Annotated in this window: 18 protein-coding genes, 1 tRNA gene and 2 pseudogenes; 11 read left to right on the top strand and 10 right to left on the bottom strand. The window is 60.3% G+C overall.

Annotation, left to right across the window (positions count from 1 at the left end; all coding sequences use genetic code 11):
* Positions 1-339: 339 nt before the first annotated feature.
* Entirely contained in the window at positions 340-1,830 is a 1,491-nt protein-coding gene (locus tag ACHMW6_RS06630) for a glycosyl hydrolase family 28 protein (protein WP_395406336.1), read from the bottom strand.
* Positions 1,831-2,447: 617 nt separating this feature from the next.
* Between ACHMW6_RS06630 and istA the strand changes: the two genes are divergently transcribed.
* The 4 genes from istA to ACHMW6_RS06610 all read left to right on the top strand — a co-directional run bounded on the left by istA (position 2,448) and on the right by ACHMW6_RS06610 (position 6,897).
* Positions 2,448-4,061: an IS21 family transposase gene (gene istA / locus ACHMW6_RS06625; protein ID WP_395400544.1), complete on the top strand. Its 1,614-nt coding sequence runs from the start codon at positions 2,448-2,450 to the stop codon at positions 4,059-4,061.
* A gap of 2 nt (positions 4,062-4,063) precedes the next feature.
* Positions 4,064-4,840: an IS21-like element helper ATPase IstB gene (istB, locus tag ACHMW6_RS06620; RefSeq protein WP_395408548.1), complete on the top strand. Its 777-nt coding sequence runs from the start codon at positions 4,064-4,066 to the stop codon at positions 4,838-4,840.
* A 152-nt stretch (positions 4,841-4,992) separates the two neighbouring features.
* Positions 4,993-5,415: a type II toxin-antitoxin system HigA family antitoxin gene (locus ACHMW6_RS06615; protein ID WP_395406335.1), complete on the top strand. Its 423-nt coding sequence runs from the start codon at positions 4,993-4,995 to the stop codon at positions 5,413-5,415.
* Between the two features lie 258 nt (positions 5,416-5,673).
* Positions 5,674-6,897, top strand: a complete 1,224-nt coding sequence (locus ACHMW6_RS06610; protein WP_395402598.1) for an IS110 family transposase — start codon at positions 5,674-5,676, stop codon at positions 6,895-6,897.
* Between the two features lie 168 nt (positions 6,898-7,065).
* On the opposite strand, the pseudogene acs reads toward ACHMW6_RS06610, so the two are convergent.
* Together acs and ACHMW6_RS06600 are read right to left on the bottom strand one after the other, a co-directional pair.
* Positions 7,066-9,057: pseudogene (gene acs / locus ACHMW6_RS06605) on the bottom strand (acetate--CoA ligase).
* 73 nt (positions 9,058-9,130) lie between these two features.
* Positions 9,131-10,228, bottom strand: coding sequence for an acyltransferase family protein (locus tag ACHMW6_RS06600; protein ID WP_395406334.1), 1,098 nt, complete (start codon positions 10,226-10,228; stop codon positions 9,131-9,133).
* A gap of 159 nt (positions 10,229-10,387) precedes the next feature.
* On the opposite strand from ACHMW6_RS06600, the gene ACHMW6_RS06595 reads away from it, so the two are divergent.
* The 4 genes and pseudogenes from ACHMW6_RS06595 (at position 10,388) to ACHMW6_RS06580 (ending at position 13,558) form a co-directional block, all read left to right on the top strand.
* The gene (locus tag ACHMW6_RS06595; protein WP_395406333.1) at positions 10,388-10,993 is read left to right on the top strand and encodes a YqhA family protein; all 606 of its coding nucleotides are present in this window, start codon (positions 10,388-10,390) and stop codon (positions 10,991-10,993) included.
* A gap of 22 nt (positions 10,994-11,015) precedes the next feature.
* Entirely contained in the window at positions 11,016-12,542 is a 1,527-nt protein-coding gene (locus ACHMW6_RS06590; protein ID WP_395406332.1) for a fumarate hydratase, read from the top strand.
* Positions 12,542-13,388: pseudogene (murI, locus tag ACHMW6_RS06585) on the top strand (glutamate racemase). The gene ACHMW6_RS06590 and the pseudogene murI overlap by 1 nt, the downstream one beginning before the upstream one ends.
* A 94-nt stretch (positions 13,389-13,482) precedes the next feature.
* Positions 13,483-13,558, top strand: a tRNA-His gene (locus ACHMW6_RS06580).
* A gap of 193 nt (positions 13,559-13,751) precedes the next feature.
* Here ACHMW6_RS06580 and ACHMW6_RS06575 read toward each other — a convergent pair.
* Positions 13,752-14,063: a hypothetical protein gene (locus tag ACHMW6_RS06575; RefSeq protein WP_395406331.1), complete on the bottom strand. Its 312-nt coding sequence runs from the start codon at positions 14,061-14,063 to the stop codon at positions 13,752-13,754.
* Between the two features lie 136 nt (positions 14,064-14,199).
* On the opposite strand from ACHMW6_RS06575, the gene ACHMW6_RS06570 reads away from it, so the two are divergent.
* The 3 genes from ACHMW6_RS06570 (at position 14,200) to ACHMW6_RS06560 (ending at position 15,055) form a co-directional block, all read left to right on the top strand.
* Positions 14,200-14,469: a hypothetical protein gene (locus ACHMW6_RS06570; RefSeq protein WP_395406330.1), complete on the top strand. Its 270-nt coding sequence runs from the start codon at positions 14,200-14,202 to the stop codon at positions 14,467-14,469.
* Positions 14,469-14,618, top strand: a complete 150-nt coding sequence (locus ACHMW6_RS06565; RefSeq protein WP_395406329.1) for a hypothetical protein — start codon at positions 14,469-14,471, stop codon at positions 14,616-14,618. The genes ACHMW6_RS06570 and ACHMW6_RS06565 overlap by 1 nt, the downstream gene beginning before the upstream one ends.
* A 236-nt stretch (positions 14,619-14,854) precedes the next feature.
* Entirely contained in the window at positions 14,855-15,055 is a 201-nt protein-coding gene (locus ACHMW6_RS06560; RefSeq protein ID WP_395406328.1) for a CopG family transcriptional regulator, read from the top strand.
* Here the strand turns inward: ACHMW6_RS06560 and ACHMW6_RS06555 are convergent.
* The 6 genes from ACHMW6_RS06555 to ACHMW6_RS06530 are packed head-to-tail and all read right to left on the bottom strand — an operon-like array spanning position 15,019 to position 17,794.
* Positions 15,019-15,462 carry a dATP/dGTP diphosphohydrolase domain-containing protein gene (locus ACHMW6_RS06555; RefSeq protein WP_395406327.1) on the bottom strand — a complete coding sequence of 148 codons (444 nt, stop codon included), beginning with the start codon at positions 15,460-15,462 and terminating at the stop codon, positions 15,019-15,021. The two genes, ACHMW6_RS06560 and ACHMW6_RS06555, sit on opposite strands and share 37 nt — an antisense overlap.
* Entirely contained in the window at positions 15,459-15,710 is a 252-nt protein-coding gene (locus tag ACHMW6_RS06550; protein ID WP_395406326.1) for a hypothetical protein, read from the bottom strand. Before ACHMW6_RS06550 ends, ACHMW6_RS06555 begins: the two co-directional genes overlap by 4 nt.
* Positions 15,707-16,873, bottom strand: a complete 1,167-nt coding sequence (locus tag ACHMW6_RS06545) for a LysR family transcriptional regulator (protein ID WP_395406325.1) — start codon at positions 16,871-16,873, stop codon at positions 15,707-15,709. Before ACHMW6_RS06545 ends, ACHMW6_RS06550 begins: the two co-directional genes overlap by 4 nt.
* On the bottom strand, positions 16,870-17,295 hold the full coding sequence (locus ACHMW6_RS06540) for a hypothetical protein (protein WP_395406324.1): 426 nt from the start codon (positions 17,293-17,295) through the stop codon (positions 16,870-16,872). The genes ACHMW6_RS06545 and ACHMW6_RS06540 overlap by 4 nt, the downstream gene beginning before the upstream one ends.
* Positions 17,292-17,528: a hypothetical protein gene (locus tag ACHMW6_RS06535; protein WP_395406323.1), complete on the bottom strand. Its 237-nt coding sequence runs from the start codon at positions 17,526-17,528 to the stop codon at positions 17,292-17,294. Before ACHMW6_RS06535 ends, ACHMW6_RS06540 begins: the two co-directional genes overlap by 4 nt.
* Positions 17,525-17,794 carry a hypothetical protein gene (locus ACHMW6_RS06530; RefSeq protein WP_395406322.1) on the bottom strand — a complete coding sequence of 90 codons (270 nt, stop codon included), beginning with the start codon at positions 17,792-17,794 and terminating at the stop codon, positions 17,525-17,527. The genes ACHMW6_RS06535 and ACHMW6_RS06530 overlap by 4 nt, the downstream gene beginning before the upstream one ends.
* Positions 17,795-17,839: the final 45 nt, after the last annotated feature.

The following is a 17,839-nucleotide window of genomic DNA, read 5'->3' as shown; positions in this document are numbered from 1 at the left end:
GTGCTGAGGACCCTCTCTCCGCCAGAATGAAAAAAAGCCGCCTTCGGGCGGCTTTTTGCATTCCGGCGAGAGAGAGCGAGCCCCCTGCGGGGCTCGCGCGGGGGGTTCGAAGGGCTCGCCCCTACCGGGGCGACCCGCTCCGAATCGCCATTTTGCTGCCCGCAAGGCGGGCAGCCCCGCGCGCCGAGGGCGCGCGCTCCTTCATACACTTCAGGACTTCCAACCGCCTCAGCCGTGCAAGTAGCCCAAAGCACATTCCCCAACGCTCATCTAGATCCAAATCAAACATCCAGCGCGCATGTCCGAATGACAGACCTGACCCCGAATCTTGACCGAGGTTTAGCGAATTGAGAAACCGGTCACATATGGCCCGACTTCGATGTCGGCCGCTTCTTTCGAGGTGACTGGTTTGCCGCCAATGCGGAGGTTTTCGATCTTGATGTCTTTGATCTCCGTGCCGGGCGCAAGGCCGCTGATGATCGATTCGCCAGGCATGCCCTTTCCATCAAAGCTGATGTTGCGCAGCGTTACGCCCTCGATACCGCGTCCGGGCTTGGTGTTTGCCTGGGCGCTGACGATTGTCAGCTTGGTCTGGCCCGCGACGATGTTGAACAGCCTGCCCTCTTCAATCCGATGGACTCTGATATCGTTGAAGGTGATGTTTTTCATCAGGGTCGCGTTCCCCGAGTAGATCGCCATGACACCGTCCCACTGAGGATCGTCCTCATCGAAATTGACGACGTCGATATTCTCGAAAGTGACATCGCTGACTGTACGTGGTGCATCCGCGTCGCCGAAATGCCCGATGAACATTGAATGCGCCACATCGTTCCAGATCGTCAGGTTGCGGACCTTGATGTCGAAGGTGTCCGCCGGCTGCGCGGCGCCCGGAGGACCTACGGGGCGGATCGGGCGGTCCTTGCAGATCGGGCAGTCCGTGACCGAGTAGATCGCAACCGCGTCGTCAGAGGTGCGCAGGTAGCCGCCATCAATGCTCACGTGGCGCGAGGTCGAGATGTTGTAGCCATCGGACCATTTACCGGCCGTGAATCCGCTGAGGTCCTTTACCGATACATTCTCCGAGTTGCGGATGTTCATGATGCGTGCGGCGTCCGCGCGCTCATCGTTAACGACGATCAGGTCGCGAACCTCGATGTTGCTGGCGCCATCCAGATCGATGGCATGGCCCGGGTTGTAGAGCAGACCGCGGCCGAGAATCTTGACGTCTTTCACATGGTCCAATGCAAAGCTGCCGCGTAGTACCGCGCCTGGGGCCAGGTAGATGCGATCGCCGGATTTGACTGGGAACTGGCTGCCACCATCGGCCGGCTTGTGGAAGCCTGGCCCATAGTAGATCGCGCTCGGCTCGGGTTTGTCAACAGGGATCGCACCGGCCAGGATATGAAGATTGTGCAAGCGATCGTCGTCGAATTGAATCGAGAAGCGCTCGGGTTTGTCCAGGGTAAGGCGGATGATTGAGCCATTGCGAACCAACCGTATTCCAGGACTTTGCGGAAGCAGTTCGGCAGTACTGAAGGTCCCGTTGTTCTTCTGGATCTCAAGTTCGGCCGTTCCTGAGAAATCGAAGTAGACCAACGATGCATTCTGGAGCGTGTCGGCATCCACTCGAATGCGATATTCGTATAGGTTCTTCCACTTTCCGCCGGGAGTACGCACTCGGACCGTGTAGTCGTCGTTATGAGCCGAATAGATCAACTCCCGTGGGACTTCGTAGACTTGCAGGGTATTCGGAGTTTGTGCTGCTGCAGGGACCGGCGAACTGACCAAACTGAAAAGCGTCAGGCCTGCGATGAAAAGCGATCGTAGCATCTGGTTGTCTCTTAAGGGTTGTTGGATGGTGAGCTCGCTACCGAGCGAATTTCCGATTATTATTGTTATCGATAACACGATACGCTAAATTGGCCATGGCAGTCAAGGCAGCTTTTCGCGATGGGCTCGCCGGAAAGAGGCACGGCGCCTGCAGATCGCCCTGCACCGGAACTCTTGAGCGAAGTCAGAACATAGGTAGACGTGCCCAGACCTCAGGCCGAGAGTGGCTAAGATCGAATTTCCATCGCCCTTGTAGCGCATCTCAAATTGAGATATCGTCAAAACTGCTCCCGTCACGCAGGCGCGTCATTTCGAACACGGCCCTTGTTGAGTTCGCCAAGCGACATCCGCCTGCGGCAGAACCATTGCAAGCGTGGCGCAACTGACCGCGTCGGCGACTACTAGGTCTTCAACATGGGCGGCAATAAGTACCGATTAATAGCCGTGGTTCATTTCGATCATCCCCGTTGGCCGGGCAAAATCCCCCACCCCTGGCCGGGTCAAAATCCCCCACCTCCTGACCGAGTAGCGCTGCTGTAGGCTGGCGGTCCCCGGAGAGCAATCCCGCTGGCAGGACGTAACCTTACCCCTTCGACCATCGAAGGGGAGCATGGAGGGTGAACGTCTTGAAACCAAACAAACGCACCACAGTCGCCACGCTGCTGGCAACCGGCACCAGCCAGCGCGAGATAGCGCGGCTGACCGGGGTGGACCGAAAAACCATCCGCCGCCTGGCGCTGGGCACGACCGGGCCGGAACCAAATTCCCCCACCCTGGCCGCCGGATCAGCGACAGCAAATTCCTCCACCCCGGCCACCGGCGCCCCGCTTGAAATTCCCCCACCCCGGCCACCGGCTCCAGATACCGGCCCGCAGTCCCTGTGCGAACCACACCGTGCCTTCATCGAGGCCCAGCTGCGCCTTCGCCGCAACTACACGGCGATCTATCAGGACCTGGTCGACCAATTCGGCTTCACGGGCCGCTACAACAGCGTCAAGCGCTTCGCCGGCCGTCTGGTGCAGCGCGATCCGGAGCAGTTCGACCGCCTTGAGTTCGCGCCCGGCGAGGAAGCCCAGGTCGACTACGGCGAGGGCGCGCTGACGCGCATCGCCGGCAGCGACCGATACCGGCGGCCACGCCTGTTCGTCATGACCCTGCGTTACTCGCGGCGCTGCTTCCGGCGTGTGGTCTGGAAATCATCGAAGGAAACGTGGGCCCAACTGCACGAGCAGGCCTTCCGGTACTTCGGCGGCACCACGGCCTACGTCGTGCTCGACAACCTCAAGGAAGGCGTCATCAAGCCCGACCTGTACGAACCGGAGCTGAACCCCGTCTACAGGGACGTGCTGGCCCACTACGGCGTCGTCGCCGACCCGGCCAGGGTGCGTGACCCAAACCGCAAGGGTACGGTCGAAAACGCGATCCAGCACACCCAGAGCACCGCGCTCAAGGGACGCCGCTTCGAGACCATCGAGGAGCAGAACGCCTTCCTCGAACAATGGGAAATCAAGTGGGCGGCGCCGCGCATCCACGGCAGCGCAAAGCGCCAGGTCGAGGCCATGTTTCAGGAGGAACGCGCCCACCTCGGCGCGTTGCCGCAGCAGGGCTTCGGCTATTACACCGAGTGCGAGCGCACCGTCGCCGACGACACCTGCATCCGCATCGACCATAGCAGCTACGCGGCGCGCCCGGCGAAGATCGGCAGCCGGGTGCTAGTGCGCCTGTTCGAGCGCCACGTCGAGATCCGCGACCGCTTCACGCTGGCCCTATTGCGCACGCATCCGCGCGCCCAGCGCCCCGGCAGCGTGCTGCTGCCCGACGATGAGCGGCCCTTCAACCCCTCACGCGAAACGCGCCGCATCCTGGCCCAGGCCGGCGACATCGGCGACGCCGCGCTGGCCCTGTGCCAGCAATGGTTCGAGCATGAAGGGCGAGTGGGCCAGCGCAAGCTGCGCGGCGTGGTGGGTCTGGCCAAGCGCTTTCCGCGCCGTCTGATCGACCAGGCTTGCGCCCAGGCTTTGCAGGAGAACGTGCGCAACTACAAGTCGATCAAGGTCCTGACCGAACGCTTGCTGGCGCAGGCGCTGGCCAAGATCGACGCGCCGCTCCAGGCCGAACTGGACCTGCAGCAGCACCATCCACTGATCCGCGAAGGCGAGGACTACGCCGACCTGTTCACGCGCGCGGCGAACGCCAGCGCCGCCATTACACCGACCACGGAGGCACCATGAGCATGAGCATGAACGAAATCGAGCGCGCCCTGCGCGAGCTGCGTCTGTCGGGCATCCGCGCCACTCTCGACACCCGCATCTTGCAGGCCCAAGCCAACCAGGAGCCCTTCCTCGACACCTTCTCGCTGATCCTGCAGGATGAACTGGACCGGCGCCGTTCGCGCCTGATGGAACGGCGCTTCCAGCAAAGCGGACTGGATGAACGGATGTCGCTGGCCGACTTCGACTGGCGTTTCAACCCCAAGCTGCCACGGGCCGCCTGCTTCGAGCTGCACACCCTCAAGTTCGTCGCCGAGGGGCAGAACGCCCTGATCATCGGCAGGCCAGGGACCGGCAAGAGCCACATCGCCAAGGCGGTGGCCTACCAGGCCACGCTGCAGGGGCACAACGTGCGCTACCTGGAGGCCGACGGCGCGTTCGCGGCCTATGCGCTGGGTGGCGATGCCGAACAACGGCAGCAGCTACGTACCTTGATCGACGCCGATCTTCTGGTCCTCGACGATCTGTTCCTGGCGCGCCGTATCGGCGACAAGGCCGGTGAGCTGCTGCAGACGCTAGTGCACCAGCGTTACAAACTCAAGCGCAGCATCGTGGTGACCTCCAACCGGGTCGTGCAGGACTGGGGCAAGTACCTTGGCGACAACACGATGGCGACCACCATCTTGGATCGGCTCATGCACAGGGCGCAGATCCTGGAGTTCGAGGGAAAAAGCTACCGACTGAAGGAGGCAGCGTCGCGGCTTACGCGCTTGACGTCTGCCGACGTCAAGCAGGACTGACAAGGCCGGCGGCAGGAACATGAACTACAATCCGGACTGTCCTGCCTGGGGGAATTTGACCTGGCCAAAGGTGGAGGAATTTAACCTGGCCAACGGGGCGATCATCAGCGTCTTTTTGTGAGACACGTCTTCACGCACAAGGAATACGACTCATGGAAGCCTTGATTGAATTGAGGGTCGCCGAAATCGCTGAGCGCTACTCAGCTCTATCGTCATTGGTTCCATTAGGTACGATTTGGACTGAGGACGAGTATGACCGGGCGGTGGCGGTGCTGAATGCACTGCTTGATTCAGGAGCGGCTGAGCGAAATCATCCGCTGGCTGGGCTGGTGGAGACTCTGGGCTTGATCATCGGGGATTATGATGAGCGGCATTTTCCAAATGCGGCTATCTCCCCCGTCGCAACTTTGCGCTTCTTGATGGAGCAGCATGAGCTCACTCAGTCGGACTTGGCCGAAGTGGCAAGCCAGGGGGTGATGTCGGAAATTCTTAGTGGGAAGCGCGAGTTGAATGTGCGCCAGATAAGGGCGCTCGCAAAGAGGTTTAATGTGCCTGCGGGGGTGTTTCTGCGGTAGTAACAGGCATGGCGGAGCACACCGCCGCCCCGGAGGATGAAAGAAACTAGACTGGGGAGAGAAAGCGGCGGATCGAGATCGTTGTGTTTTTTGGCGGTCAGACCCCGTTAGTAACATGATCCCTTGACCTGATCCGTACCCCGGATTGCTTCCTAGAGAGCGCACGCTAAAAAGGCCGTGGGCGCTTCGGTGCCCTCAGGCAGACTTCAGGCCACATCCGCCGCTTTCCTCCATCAGTGTAAAACAGCGGGAGGTCATGTGGAACTGCAAACACTCTACAAACGCGTGATTGGCCTGGATGTGCACCAGAGCCAAATCACTGCCTGCGCCTTAATTGAGGAAGCCGACGGTACGCAACGGATTGAGCAGCGGCAATTTGGTGCCTTCAAGCGACATCGCCAGGAGCTCGCAGCTTGGGCAGCCGCTCTGAAGCCTGACGAAGTCGTGATGGAAAGTACCGGCATTTACTGGAAGAGCCCTTATGCAGCGCTGGAAATGGTGGGCATTCAGGCCAAAGTGGTCAATGCGCGTCACGTCAAGAATGTCCCTGGGCGAAAAACCGATGTGGCAGACGCGCATTGGCTGGCCATGCTGGCGCGGGCAGGCCTGCTACGCGCCTCTTTCGTGCCACCCACTGCATTGCGCGAATTGCGTCTTATCGCGCGACAACGACAAAAACTGGTTGGCCAACTAGCTTCGGAAAAGAATCGCCTGCATAAAATACTGAGCGATGGCGGCATCCGCCTGAGTGTCGTCGTCAGCGATGTGTTTGGACAATCGGCCCGTGCCATGGTCAAAGCCATTATTGTAGGTAAGGCGCCCCATGAAATACTCGATCTGGCTGGGCGCCGCTTTAAAGCCAGCAGAGAAGAACTGTTCGACGCTGTGCAAGGAGACTTGAGCCGGAGTCACCGCTTTGTACTGGATGAGCTAATGCGACATATCGACGAAATTGAGGCACGCATCGCTCGCTTCGACGCACGCCTGCTCAGCGAACTGGCCAATGAGCAGCCCAAGCTAAAATTGCTGCAGACCATGCCCGGTATCGATCTAATAGGCGCAGCCATGCTGCTGGTAGAAATCGGTACTGACATGTCGCTGTTCAACAGCGCTGACCGCCTCGCCTCCTGGGTGGGTATCTGTCCGGGCAATAACGAATCTGCTGGTAAGCGGAAAACTGGCAAGGCCGGCAAAGGCAACAACTACATCCGTCGCCTGCTGTGCGAGTTTGCACATGCTGCCAGCCGCACCAAATGCGTCTTCAAATTGAAGTTCCAAGCCATGAAATTGCGACGAGGGTATAAGCGCGCTATCGTCGCCGTCGCTCACAAGATGCTGCGCACCATCTATTACATCCTCAGGCGCGAACAACCTTATCGCGATAGCAGTGCCGATTATGAGGCCATGTCGGTGCAGCGCAATGCCCCGCGCTGGTTCAAGGCGCTCAACAAATTTGGATACATCAAGCCAGTTCAAGCCTGATTGCCGTCCGAGTTAATACCACACTGGCCTTTGGTGAGTCAGGTACTAGCTCGCCCTGATACCTGATTCTTTCACGCTAAAAAAAGCCGCACAGTGGGCGGCTTTTGCTTTCTTAAAACCCAAGGCAGAAGCTGGTGTCAGCCACGATGTGGCTGACACCTGGCGGGCTTAGGAGGTTTCTTTGAGTTGCTCGAGGATGGCTGGATTCTCCAAGGTGGAGACGTCCTGGGTGATGGCTTCGCCTTTGGCGATCACGCGCAGGAGGCGGCGCATGATTTTGCCGGAACGGGTCTTCGGCAGGTTGTCGCCGAAGCGGATTTCTTTTGGCTTGGCGATCGGGCCGATCTCCTTGCCTACCCAGTTGCGCAGCTCGGTTGCCAGGCGCTTGGCTTCATCGCCGGTCGGACGGGCCTGCTTCAGCACGACGAAGGCGCAGATGGACTCGCCGGTGGTTTCGTCCGGCTTGCCGACCACGGCGGCCTCGGCCACGAGCGGATTGGCGACCAGCGCCGATTCGATCTCCATCGTGCCCATGCGGTGGCCGGACACGTTCAGCACATCGTCGATACGGCCGGTGATGGTGAAGTAGCCCGTTTCGGCGTTGCGGATGGCGCCGTCGCCGGCCAGGTAGTATTTGCCGCCCAGCTCGTCCGGGAAGTAGCCGGCCTTGAAGCGGTCCGGATTGCCCAGATGGTGCGGATCATCGATGGCCACGGACGCTTGACGACCAGGATGCCGCCGTGGCCGTTCGGCACGTCTGCGCCCGATTCGTCCACGATCGCGGCCATGATGCCCGGCAGCGGCAGCGTGCAGGAGCCCGGCACCATCGGCGTTGCGCCCGGCAGCGGCGTGATCATATGACCGCCGGTTTCGGTCTGCCAGAAGGTGTCGACGATCGGGCAGCGTTCCTGGCCGACGCTCTTGTAATACCACATCCAGGCTTCCGGATTGATCGGCTCACCCACGGTGCCCAGCAGGCGCAGCGAGGAAATGTCGAAGTTCTTCGGATGCACCTTCGGATCGACATCGGACGCCTTGATCAGCGAGCGGATCGCGGTCGGCGCGGTGTAGAAGATGTTGACCTTGTGCTTGGCGATGGTTTCCCAGAAGCGGCCCGCGTGGGGGAAGGTCGGGATGCCTTCGAAGACGACCTGGGTCGCGCCGACGGCGGTCGGGCCATAAGCGATGTAGCTGTGGCCGGTCACCCAGCCGATGTCGGCCGTGCACCAGTACACGTCTTCCGGCTTGATGTCGAAGGACCACTTCATCGTCAGCGCGGCCCACAGCAGGTAGCCGCCGCTGGAGTGCTGCACGCCTTTCGGAGTGCCGGTGGAGCCGGAGGTGTAGAGGATGAACAGTGGATGCTCGGCATCCACCCACTCAGGTTCGCAGGTCGATGCCTGGTCCTTCGAGCAGGTCGTGCAGCCACACGTCGCGGCCGGCTTCGAAGTTGATGTTGCCGCCGGTGCGCTTGTAAACCACGACGTTCTTGATGGTTTCGCAGCCGCCCATGGCCAGCGCTTCGTCCACGATGGCTTTCAGTGGCAGCTGTTTGCCGCCGCGCAGCTGCTCGTCGCCGGTGATCACGGCCACGGCGCCGGCGTCGATGATGCGCTCCTGCAGGGACTTGGCGGAGAAGCCGCCGAACACCACGGAGTGGGTCGCGCCGATACGGGCGCAAGCCTGCATTGCTGCCACGCCTTCCACGGACATCGACATGTAGATGATGACGCGGTCGCCCTTCTTGATGCCCAGCGATTTCAGGCCGTTGGCGAACTGGCAGACTTTGTCGTGCAGTTGCTGGTAGCTGACCTTGGTTACGGCGCCGTCATCGGCTTCAAAAATGATGGCGGTCTTGTCCGCGTTGCCGTTCTTCAGGTTGCGGTCCAGGCAGTTATAGGACACGTTCAGCTTGCCGCCTTCGAACCACTTGTAGAACGGCGCGTTGTCTTCGTTCAGGGTGCGGGTGAATGGCTCTTTCCATTCCACGTGCTCGCGCGCCAGGCGCGCCCAGAAGCCTTCGTAGTCGCGTTCGGCTTCGTCGCACAGTGCCTTGTAGGCTGCCATGCCGGACACGTTGGCCTTGTCCACAAATGCCTGGGGCGGCGCAAAGATTCGGGATTCCATTGGACCTTGCTGGTCGGCGCCTTGAGTCGTCATGCTTGTCTCCGGTTAGTGATAATTTGCTTTTGCTTAACAATAGTGCTCATCGCTTACTGTCCCCTTACACTGTTCAGGGAGCCACTTTTGGCATTTTAATCACATGCGCGTCCGGCTGTGCAAGCTTCTCTCCGGCCGCCCGCATGAGCAGCTTGCGCACCCACTCGCCCAAGTGACGCTCCAGGAGCACGTGGGACAACGAAGCGACCGGAATCGCCAGCAAAAGCATCAGAAATACCAGATTCCAGTTGCGGAACGGCATCCCATGCTGCTCCAGCCAATGGGTCAGCCAGGACTGCACCAGGAAGTGCGTGAGGTACATCGAGTAGGAGACTGTGCCAATCCACAACAGCCCGCGCGGCACCGTCAACGTGACGGTCTTGCTGGCCAGCGCCAGCGAGCACAGCATCATGGCCAGCGGCCAGCCGTAGCCTTGCGGGCCGTGGCCGCTGCTGTTACCGGACCAGGCATACCAGAGCGCGAAACCGCTGGTGCACACCACGGCCTGCCAGGCGACGGCGGTGCTCGGGAAACGGATGCGCGGCGACAGGTAAAGCATGCCGATCAGCACACCGGCCAGGAATTCGTAGACGATCGGATGCGTGACCACCTGCAGATAGAGCGGAACCGCGCCCGGCAGCATTGCCGGCAGCGCGACCAGGCTGAACGCCGTCCAGGCAGCCAGCGCGAGCCAGCGCAGCCGGCCCGCCAGCATGCTCAGGCCGAACACGATGTAGAAGTACATTTCGAAGACCAGCGTCCAGCCCAGGGGAAAGGTCTGGTTGAAGAATGGGGCCACCCCGCCCTGCACCGGCACGAAGGCGAGCGTGCGCGCCAAAGCGCGCAGGTTCTGGCCATCGCGGAAGAAGCTGGCGTTTTCGTCGCGAACGAAAATGAACAGCACGGTGACCACCGCGAACGCCGGCCAGATGCGGGCGAAGCGCTTGATCGCGAACTGCAGCGCCTCGCGCGCTCCGGCGGCATGGCGCGTGGTGTACAGCATGATGAAGCCGCTGATCAGGAAAAACAGGTCGACGCCCATGGCGCCCGGCAGGAAGACGGCGTTGGCCAGCGCGGCGTCGGCGGTGCCTTCAAGGAAAATGCGTCCGTGGGTGAGTACTACCAGCAGCACGGCCACGCCGCGCAAGCCTTGAATCCAGTCGAGCTTCATAAAAACATTACGAAAAATGCAAAGCCGGACTTTAGCATTACTCTATAAATGAAGCAATTTCCATTAAGCAAATGAATCGGTGCTGCTGAGCGCTGCTGCCGAGGCCCTCCCCGTGTAGAATGTCGGGTGTTTCCGACCATCCCCCGAAGAATTCAAACGATGAACGAACACCAGAACGAACCCAAACGCCTCAGCCCCATCCCCGCTTTCATCTTCATGTCCCGCTGGCTGCAGTTGCCGCTGTACCTGGGGCTGATCCTGGCTCAGTGCGTCTACGTGTTCCATTTCTGGGTCGAGCTGAAGGACCTGATCGGCGCCGCAATGGGCAACGAGGCCTCGCTGGAACACATCTTCCACGCCGTTGCCGTTCCCGGCTCCACCAGCGTCCCCACCAAGCTGACCGAGACCATCATCATGCTGGTGGTGCTCGGCCTGATCGACGTGGTCATGATTTCCAACCTGCTGATCATGGTGATCGTGGGCGGCTACGAAACCTTCGTCTCGCGCATGCACCTGGAAGGACACCCGGACCAGCCGGAGTGGCTGTCGCACGTGAATGCTTCCGTGCTGAAGACCAAGCTGGCGATGGCCATCATCGGCATTTCGTCGATCCACCTGCTGAAGACCTTCATCAACGCGTCGGCTTTCGATGAAAAGACCCTGATCGCGCAGACCAGCATCCACGTCGTATTCCTGTTGTCGGCAATGGCGATTGCCTACACGGACCGCATCACCACCGTCACGCAGAACGAATCAAAGCATTAATTAGCCAACCGAGCCAACCATCATGACCATCATCAAGCAAGACGACCTGATTGAATCCGTCGCAGCCGCGCTGCAGTACATCAGCTACTACCACCCGGCCGACTACATCCAGCACCTGGCGCGCGCCTATGAAGCGGAGCAAAGCCCGGCCGCCAAGGACGCCATCGCGCAGATCCTGACCAACTCGCGCATGTGCGCGGAAGGCAAGCGCCCGATCTGCCAGGACACCGGTATCGTCAACGTCTTCCTGAAGATCGGCATGGGCGTCCGCTTTGAAGGCTTCAGCGGCACCGTGACCGACGCCGTGAACGAAGGCGTGCGCCGCGCCTACAACTTCGCCGACAACAAGCTGCGCGCGTCCATCGTGGCCGACCCGCACTTCGAGCGCAAGAACACCAAGGACAACACCCCGGCCGTGGTCCACATGGAACTGGTCGAAGGCAATACCGTGGACGTGAGCGTTGCTGCCAAGGGCGGCGGCTCCGAGAACAAGACCAAGTTCGTGATGCTGAATCCGTCCGACTCGCTGGTGGACTGGGTGCTGAAGACCGTGCCGCTGATGGGCGCCGGCTGGTGCCCCCCGGGCATGCTGGGCATCGGTATCGGTGGCTCGGCCGAGAAGGCGATGCTGATGGCAAAAGAGTCGCTGATGGAAGACATCGATATGTACGAGCTGAAAAAGCGCGGCCCGCAGAACAAGCTGGAAGAGCTGCGTATCGAACTGTGCGACAAGATCAATGCGCTGGGCATCGGCGCGCAGGGCCTGGGCGGCCTGACCACGGTGCTGGACGTGAAGATCAACATGTACCCGACCCACGCTGCGTCCAAGCCTGTGGCGATGATCCCGAACTGCGCGGCTACCCGTCACGCCCACTTCGTGCTGGATGGTTCCGGCCCTGCTTACATCGAGCCGCCGAAGCTGACCGACTGGCCTGATGTCTCCTGGGCTCCGGACACCGAGAAGTCCAAGCGCGTTGACCTGAACACGCTGACCAAGGAAGAAGTGGCTTCGTGGAAGCCGGGCCAGACCCTGCTCCTGAACGGCAAGATGCTGACCGGCCGCGATGCAGCCCACAAGCGCATCCAGGACATGCTGGCCAAGGGCGAGCAGCTGCCGGTGGACTTCACCAACCGCGTGATCTACTACGTTGGCCCGGTCGATCCGGTGCGCGACGAAGTCGTTGGCCCGGCCGGCCCGACCACCGCTACCCGCATGGACAAGTTCACCGACATGATGCTGGAGAAGACCGGCCTGATCTCGATGATCGGCAAGGCCGAACGCGGTCCTGTTGCGATCGAATCGATCCAGAAGCACAAGTCGGCTTACCTGATGGCGGTGGGCGGCGCGGCTTACCTGGTGTCCAAGGCGATCAAGCACGCCAAGGTCGTCGGCTTCGAAGACCTGGGCATGGAAGCGATCTATGAGTTCGACGTGGTCGACATGCCGGTGACCGTGGCTGTCGATTCCTCGGGCACCTCCGTGCACAACACCGGCCCGAAAGAGTGGGCGGTGAAGATCGAGTCGCTGAAAGCGGCTGTTCCGGCTTAATGTCCCACCACAACGCCCTGCCCTCCGCTGACGGCCCTGTCGGCATTTTCGACTCCGGCGTCGGAGGGCTGTCGGTGCTGCGCCATATCCATGCGCAGCTGCCGCAGGAGCATCTGCTGTACTTCGCCGATTCCGGCTTTGCGCCTTATGGCGAAAAGTCGGACGAATGGCTGGTACAGCGCTCGCTGGCGATTGCATCCTTCCTCATTTCGCGCGGCGCGAAGGCGCTGGTCGTGGCCTGCAATACGGCCACGGTGGCGGCCATCAAGGCCTTGCGCCATGCGCATCCCAGCCTGCCTATCGTCGGCGTGGAGCCTGGCCTGAAGCCGGGCGCCGCGGCCACACGCAATGGCAAGGTCGCCGTGCTCGCAACCGAGAGCACGCTGCGCGGCGAGAAGTTCCTGGCCCTGCGCGACCAGATCTGCGCTGCCTCGCACGCGGAATTCCTGCTGCAGCCATGCGGCGGCCTCGTTGAGCGCATCGAAATGGGCGAGCTCTTCTTCCGCCGAGACCGTGGCGCTGCTGGACGGCTTCCTCGCGCCCCTGCTCGATCAGGGCGCGGACACCGTGGTCCTCGGCTGCACCCATTACCCCTTTGTCCGCGATGCGATCGCACAGGTGGTGGCCGCGCGCGGGGCTGCCGATGTAACGCTGATCGATACCGGCGACGCGGTAGCGCGCCAGCTCGCACGCCTGCTCGAAAGCGCGGCGTTGCAGCGTCCCGGCGGTACCCCCGCCCACCTGCACTGCTTCACCAGCGGCAATCCGGACGCCATCGCCAAAGCCTTTTCCGACCTGCTGGGCCTCAAGCCTCTGGTCGAGCCGGTGCAAATCGGGCAATTTTGAGGAATTCCTGCATTTACATTTGCCAACTGGCAGGCGAGCCAGTATAATTCCGGCTCTGTCGCGCTGATGGCGAGACGGAAAGCAGTTTTCAGTGGTGGCTGTAGCTCAGTTGGTAGAGTCCAGGATTGTGATTCCTGTTGTCGTGGGTTCGAGCCCCATCAGCCACCCCAAAATTCTTAAATAAATCAGCGACTTACGGAAACTGATTTATTTCACGAAGTGAAATTTCCGACGAAATCAGAAATTTTCCGACGGGGTGATAAACGAGCCAGCTTATTGCTGGCTTTTTTATTTTTAAATCGCATTGATTTAGCTTCATTATTTATTGCCGCTGGTGTCATAGCCGCCGCGCTGGACCGCGCCTCATTTCGCCTGGATCACCACCCGCCACGACTGAGCCGTCCGCTTGTGCGTTAACTCGTCAATCTCCACGCCCGCAATCGTCATTTCTCCGCTGCCGATCCATAGCACCACAGCGTCATAAAGCGACGGCAATCCCTGCTCTTGGGTGTTGACTGGGTGGAGTTTGGCGATGCGCACGGTGCGGCGCCATTCCTTGATGTATTCCTCGGTCAGTGTGAGGTTGCCGGCGTGTGTCGGCTGGAGGGTGATTGCGCGATGCCTTGGCACTGGGCGGCCTTGGTCTTCGAAGAGTCTGGTTGCGGCGGCGTACATGGGTTGTCTATTACTGTATATGCATACAGTATAACCATCCGGTTAGATTTCTCAAAACTCGCCTTGCACTTTAATTATGTGTGTATATAATTAATTCAGCAGCAGCGCACTGGGCGCGGCGAAACCGGAGAAGATCATGAAAGCGATCAACAGCGGCGAGAAATACAAAGTCCTGGGCAACACCGACTATCCGGTGTGCGACTGCTGCGGCAAGACCAATCTGACCCGCGCTGTCGGACTAGAGAGTGAGGGCGGCGAAATCCTGAATGTCGGCGTTATCTGCGCCTCCAAGCTGCTGCGTCAGAACTACATGGGCAAGACTTATAAAGCTTCCGCTGACGCCATCCTGTCCATCGGGAAGCGCGTGAAGCGCGAAGGTGTAACCACCTACCTAACGGCGAAATGATGAAACCGAAAGCAAAAGTGATAGACCTGGCGGCGCTGAAACAAAAGCGGCGCATTTTGGAGAACTTCGACCGCCTAGAGCATGAGGACAATAAGGCGAAGAAGGAAAAGCGCGCCGAAGTCGAGCGCAAGGCCCGCAACACCAACTAATCCTAGCGCCCTTCGGGGCGTATTATCATCATGCCCCTACCCGACCATGTAAAAGCTCGCGAGCTGACAATCGAGCAGATGGATACCGGCATTTGCACCAAGCACCTGTTGTGCTTACTCCTTAGCCTTGAGTATGTCGATGCCACCGAATCACAAAAAGCAGTTTGGTTTTGGTCGGCGCAGCACATCGCAGCAGATATCATCGGCAACGGATGTAGGCCACCACGAAAACGACCATGAACAAGAAGAACGAAACCAGCGAGAAACGTCCGGTCGGTGCGCCGCCAAAGATGGATGGCGGCCACCGAATGAACGTCTATTTGGACGACGCTACGATTGAGGCTGCTAAGCGATTGGGGAATGGGAATATCAGCGAGGGGATACGGAAAGCCGTGGCGGCTTATTCGGAGGGCGGATGGCTGTCGGCGATGGTGTAGTGACGGGGATTCTTGTCGGCGTATTTGGCCTCAATCTCCGGGGCGAGGTGATTGAAGCTATTCAGACTATCGACCACCTTCACACCATTGAAGGCCCGATCATCAATCAGTGTGCCGCAGATATAGGCGTCGATCAGGATAGCCAGGCAGGCCAGGGCGTTGCCAAGGTGCGGCGTGCCGTCATCCGGGTCGATGCTCTCCCCCTCCCACCAGCGGCCGGCGTGGCGCAGCAGCGCACCGTAATAGACTGAGGCGAGGACGGGCGTAGCGCGCCAGTTCAAGCCGCCATATTTCGTTTTGCCGCAGAACAGCGCCCAACAGCCGTACATGGTTGCCGAGATAGGCCAGAGGTGCAGCGGGACTTTCGAGCGCGCTATCGCGTCCTTGGGGTTCCGGGGATCGCTCATTTCTTCGTTACCTTTCCGTGTACCCACATCGAGGCCATAGCACCCAGGCCGGAGCCCGCGCCAATCGCCAGGACGATCCAGCCGTAGCCGTTCTTGGCGGTCGTGGCAATCACATAGACCTCGCACGCCGCCATGGTCATTGAGGTTGGCAGCACCCACCGATATTGCTTATTTACCACGTTGAGTTGCTGGAACGCCTTCAAAAAAATAAAGGCGAATGATGTGCAGAAGGCGAGCAGATAGGTCATTTCAGCATCCCCACGTCGACTCGATGACGCTCAATCTCCCCGTGCTCACGATGATGCACGATGCAGATCATGTCGCGGCCGGCGCGGTAGCCGTGGCCGTTGGCATAGCTGTCCTTCGCGGCCAGGGTCCGGAACGACTCGCACAGCACGCCGGGGAGTTCCGTCACGTTCTGGCTGTGGACGTGACCGGTGTACCAGTAGCGGTGCGTGGTTTCGCCCCAGTCCTTCGACCGGTCGGCAGCCATGATGCCGCCCAGCTTGGAATGCGTGACCTTGTCGCCGTGCGTGGAGCCGATCAGGACCTTGCCGAAGCGGTAATACCAGAATGGCGACGGATGCAGGTCGACTTCGACGCGCTTGTCGTTATCGAAGAATGCGTCCAGCGTATAGGCCAGAGCCCAGATAGCCTCCGGGTCATGATTGCCCTGAACGCATCGCACTACGACTTTCTTATGCTTCTGGAGCGCCCTCAGGATGGCGTGCCGGTAGGTTTCGATGCCGACCTTCAGGACCTTCACATAGCGGCTATCTACGTCCAGCTGGTGTTTTGACCGTGGCGTGCTGTTGGTCTGGTCGTTCATGTGGAAAACGTCACCGAGCAGCAGGATCACGCCCGTCTCCGCCGCCGGCGCCGACTGCATCAGTCGGTCGACCGCAGCGAGCGTCATTTCTCGCGCAATCTTTAGATCGAAGGCATCACCGCATTCTTGCTGCCAAACCTGCAGGCCGATGTGCGGATCGCCGATCGGGAACACGGCCAACAAATCCTTGACGAAGGACTTCGGTGCCGGCGTGATGGGAGCCAGGCCACGCACGTCCTCGCTCATGGTCTGGATCATCTGACGAACCAGCTCCTCCTGGCGCTCCGCATCGATCGTAGTCTTGACCCATTGGAGCTTCGGCTTGCCGGCTTCGTCGTAGAGCGTCGACGTGCCGCGCAACTGGAAGCCATCGGGCACGATCTTGTTCATATCGTGCTCGGGCGAGTAGCCCTGCTTGGCCGCCCTCGCCTTCAGCCGCTTGATAGCCTCCTGGATCGTGCCTCTCGTCACCTTCATTGCGCGGGCGGCGCCGGCTATGCCTTTTTTCTCATGGATCGCATCGATGTACTGCAGATCACGCGTTGTAGCCCATTGCCGCAAATTCGGATCAATCGTCGTCATGGTTTCCCGCCCAGTGTCATAGTCTGAACATCCGCCCCAGTGGCAGAGTCATACCGTGCTGCGATCTGGATTGCTGATTTCGGGCTAGCGCCCATTGCCATCGCACCGAGAGCGAATGCAGCCCCAGTGCCGATTGCGTAAAACTTGTCGTGGATGGGGATCGCCATCATTTCGGAGCCCCACCATAGAAGCTGTCCATCAGCCGTGAGCTCGATAGCCTCGAAGCTCGGTTCTGCGAAAGTCGGCTTGGCGCCAGGGTTGCGGCGCCATTCGATGAACTGCAGCGCCTGCTCCGGATTGCCGCAGAAGCCAATCAGGGCGCCGCGCACGCGGTGGATCTTGGCCGTCTTGAATGTGACGCCATCGCCGGAAATGCGCTTATCTGCTGCCATACTCTTGCGGTCGCAGACGATGGTGGTCATTTGGGCACGCAACCGGCAATGACGCCCTCAAGCTGCAGGGCGTATTTCTTCCAGGTCGACAAATCGATGACGGCCGATTTCGAGGCTTGGACCTCGCCCGGGTATTCGCCTTCACCGAAGGTTTCCACTGGCCGCGCAGGCACGTCTTTCACGCAGGGCGCGTACACCGGCTTGTCGGCGGTGATGGGTTTCGTGGCGCAGCCGGCCAGCAACAGGATCAGGAGCCACTTCATTTCGCACCCCACGCATCGCGCATCACGCCATCACAGTTTGTTGCCTTGCTGGAGGCGGCAGCCGCGCCGCGGCGGTCGGCACTGGCAATTGTGGCGCGGGTCAGGTCTTCAGCCAGCTTGCGACGGCTGTCGGCGGCTTCAGACAGGGTTACCATCTTGTCCACGGCGTGACTCTGCTCGCGGACCTGCGTGGCTAGGTCGTCGCGCTCTTGCTTGAGGGTGGCGATGGCCTCGGCATGGTTTGCATCCAGGCGCCAGCCGTTCACAAACCAGCCGGCGGCGAACGCGCCGACAATCAGGGCGATGCCGCC

Origin of the sequence: Pseudoduganella sp. UC29_106 (genome assembly GCF_044055365.1) — a bacterium.
In the GTDB taxonomy this organism is placed as follows: Bacteria; Pseudomonadota; Gammaproteobacteria; order Burkholderiales; family Burkholderiaceae_D; genus Rugamonas.
This window is presented reverse-complemented; position numbering and strand designations above follow the sequence as displayed.

Excerpts from the sequence above, each read along its gene's own strand:
- ACHMW6_RS06630 (WP_395406336.1), bottom strand. The coding sequence starts at position 1,830 with ATGCTACGATCGCTTTTCATCGCAGGCCTGACGCTTTTCAGTTTGGTC.
- istB (WP_395408548.1), top strand. The coding sequence starts at position 4,064 with ATGAGCATGAACGAAATCGAGCGCGCCCTGCGCGAGCTGCGTCTGTCG.
- ACHMW6_RS06615 (WP_395406335.1), top strand. The coding sequence starts at position 4,993 with ATGGAAGCCTTGATTGAATTGAGGGTCGCCGAAATCGCTGAGCGCTAC.
- ACHMW6_RS06600 (WP_395406334.1), bottom strand. The coding sequence starts at position 10,228 with ATGAAGCTCGACTGGATTCAAGGCTTGCGCGGCGTGGCCGTGCTGCTG.
- ACHMW6_RS06595 (WP_395406333.1), top strand. The coding sequence starts at position 10,388 with ATGAACGAACACCAGAACGAACCCAAACGCCTCAGCCCCATCCCCGCT.
- ACHMW6_RS06590 (WP_395406332.1), top strand. The coding sequence starts at position 11,016 with ATGACCATCATCAAGCAAGACGACCTGATTGAATCCGTCGCAGCCGCG.
- ACHMW6_RS06575 (WP_395406331.1), bottom strand. The coding sequence starts at position 14,063 with ATGTACGCCGCCGCAACCAGACTCTTCGAAGACCAAGGCCGCCCAGTG.
- ACHMW6_RS06570 (WP_395406330.1), top strand. The coding sequence starts at position 14,200 with ATGAAAGCGATCAACAGCGGCGAGAAATACAAAGTCCTGGGCAACACC.
- ACHMW6_RS06565 (WP_395406329.1), top strand. The coding sequence starts at position 14,469 with ATGAAACCGAAAGCAAAAGTGATAGACCTGGCGGCGCTGAAACAAAAG.
- ACHMW6_RS06560 (WP_395406328.1), top strand. The coding sequence starts at position 14,855 with ATGAACAAGAAGAACGAAACCAGCGAGAAACGTCCGGTCGGTGCGCCG.
- ACHMW6_RS06555 (WP_395406327.1), bottom strand. The coding sequence starts at position 15,462 with ATGAGCGATCCCCGGAACCCCAAGGACGCGATAGCGCGCTCGAAAGTC.
- ACHMW6_RS06550 (WP_395406326.1), bottom strand. The coding sequence starts at position 15,710 with ATGACCTATCTGCTCGCCTTCTGCACATCATTCGCCTTTATTTTTTTG.
- ACHMW6_RS06545 (WP_395406325.1), bottom strand. The coding sequence starts at position 16,873 with ATGACGACGATTGATCCGAATTTGCGGCAATGGGCTACAACGCGTGAT.
- ACHMW6_RS06540 (WP_395406324.1), bottom strand. The coding sequence starts at position 17,295 with ATGACCACCATCGTCTGCGACCGCAAGAGTATGGCAGCAGATAAGCGC.
- ACHMW6_RS06535 (WP_395406323.1), bottom strand. The coding sequence starts at position 17,528 with ATGAAGTGGCTCCTGATCCTGTTGCTGGCCGGCTGCGCCACGAAACCC.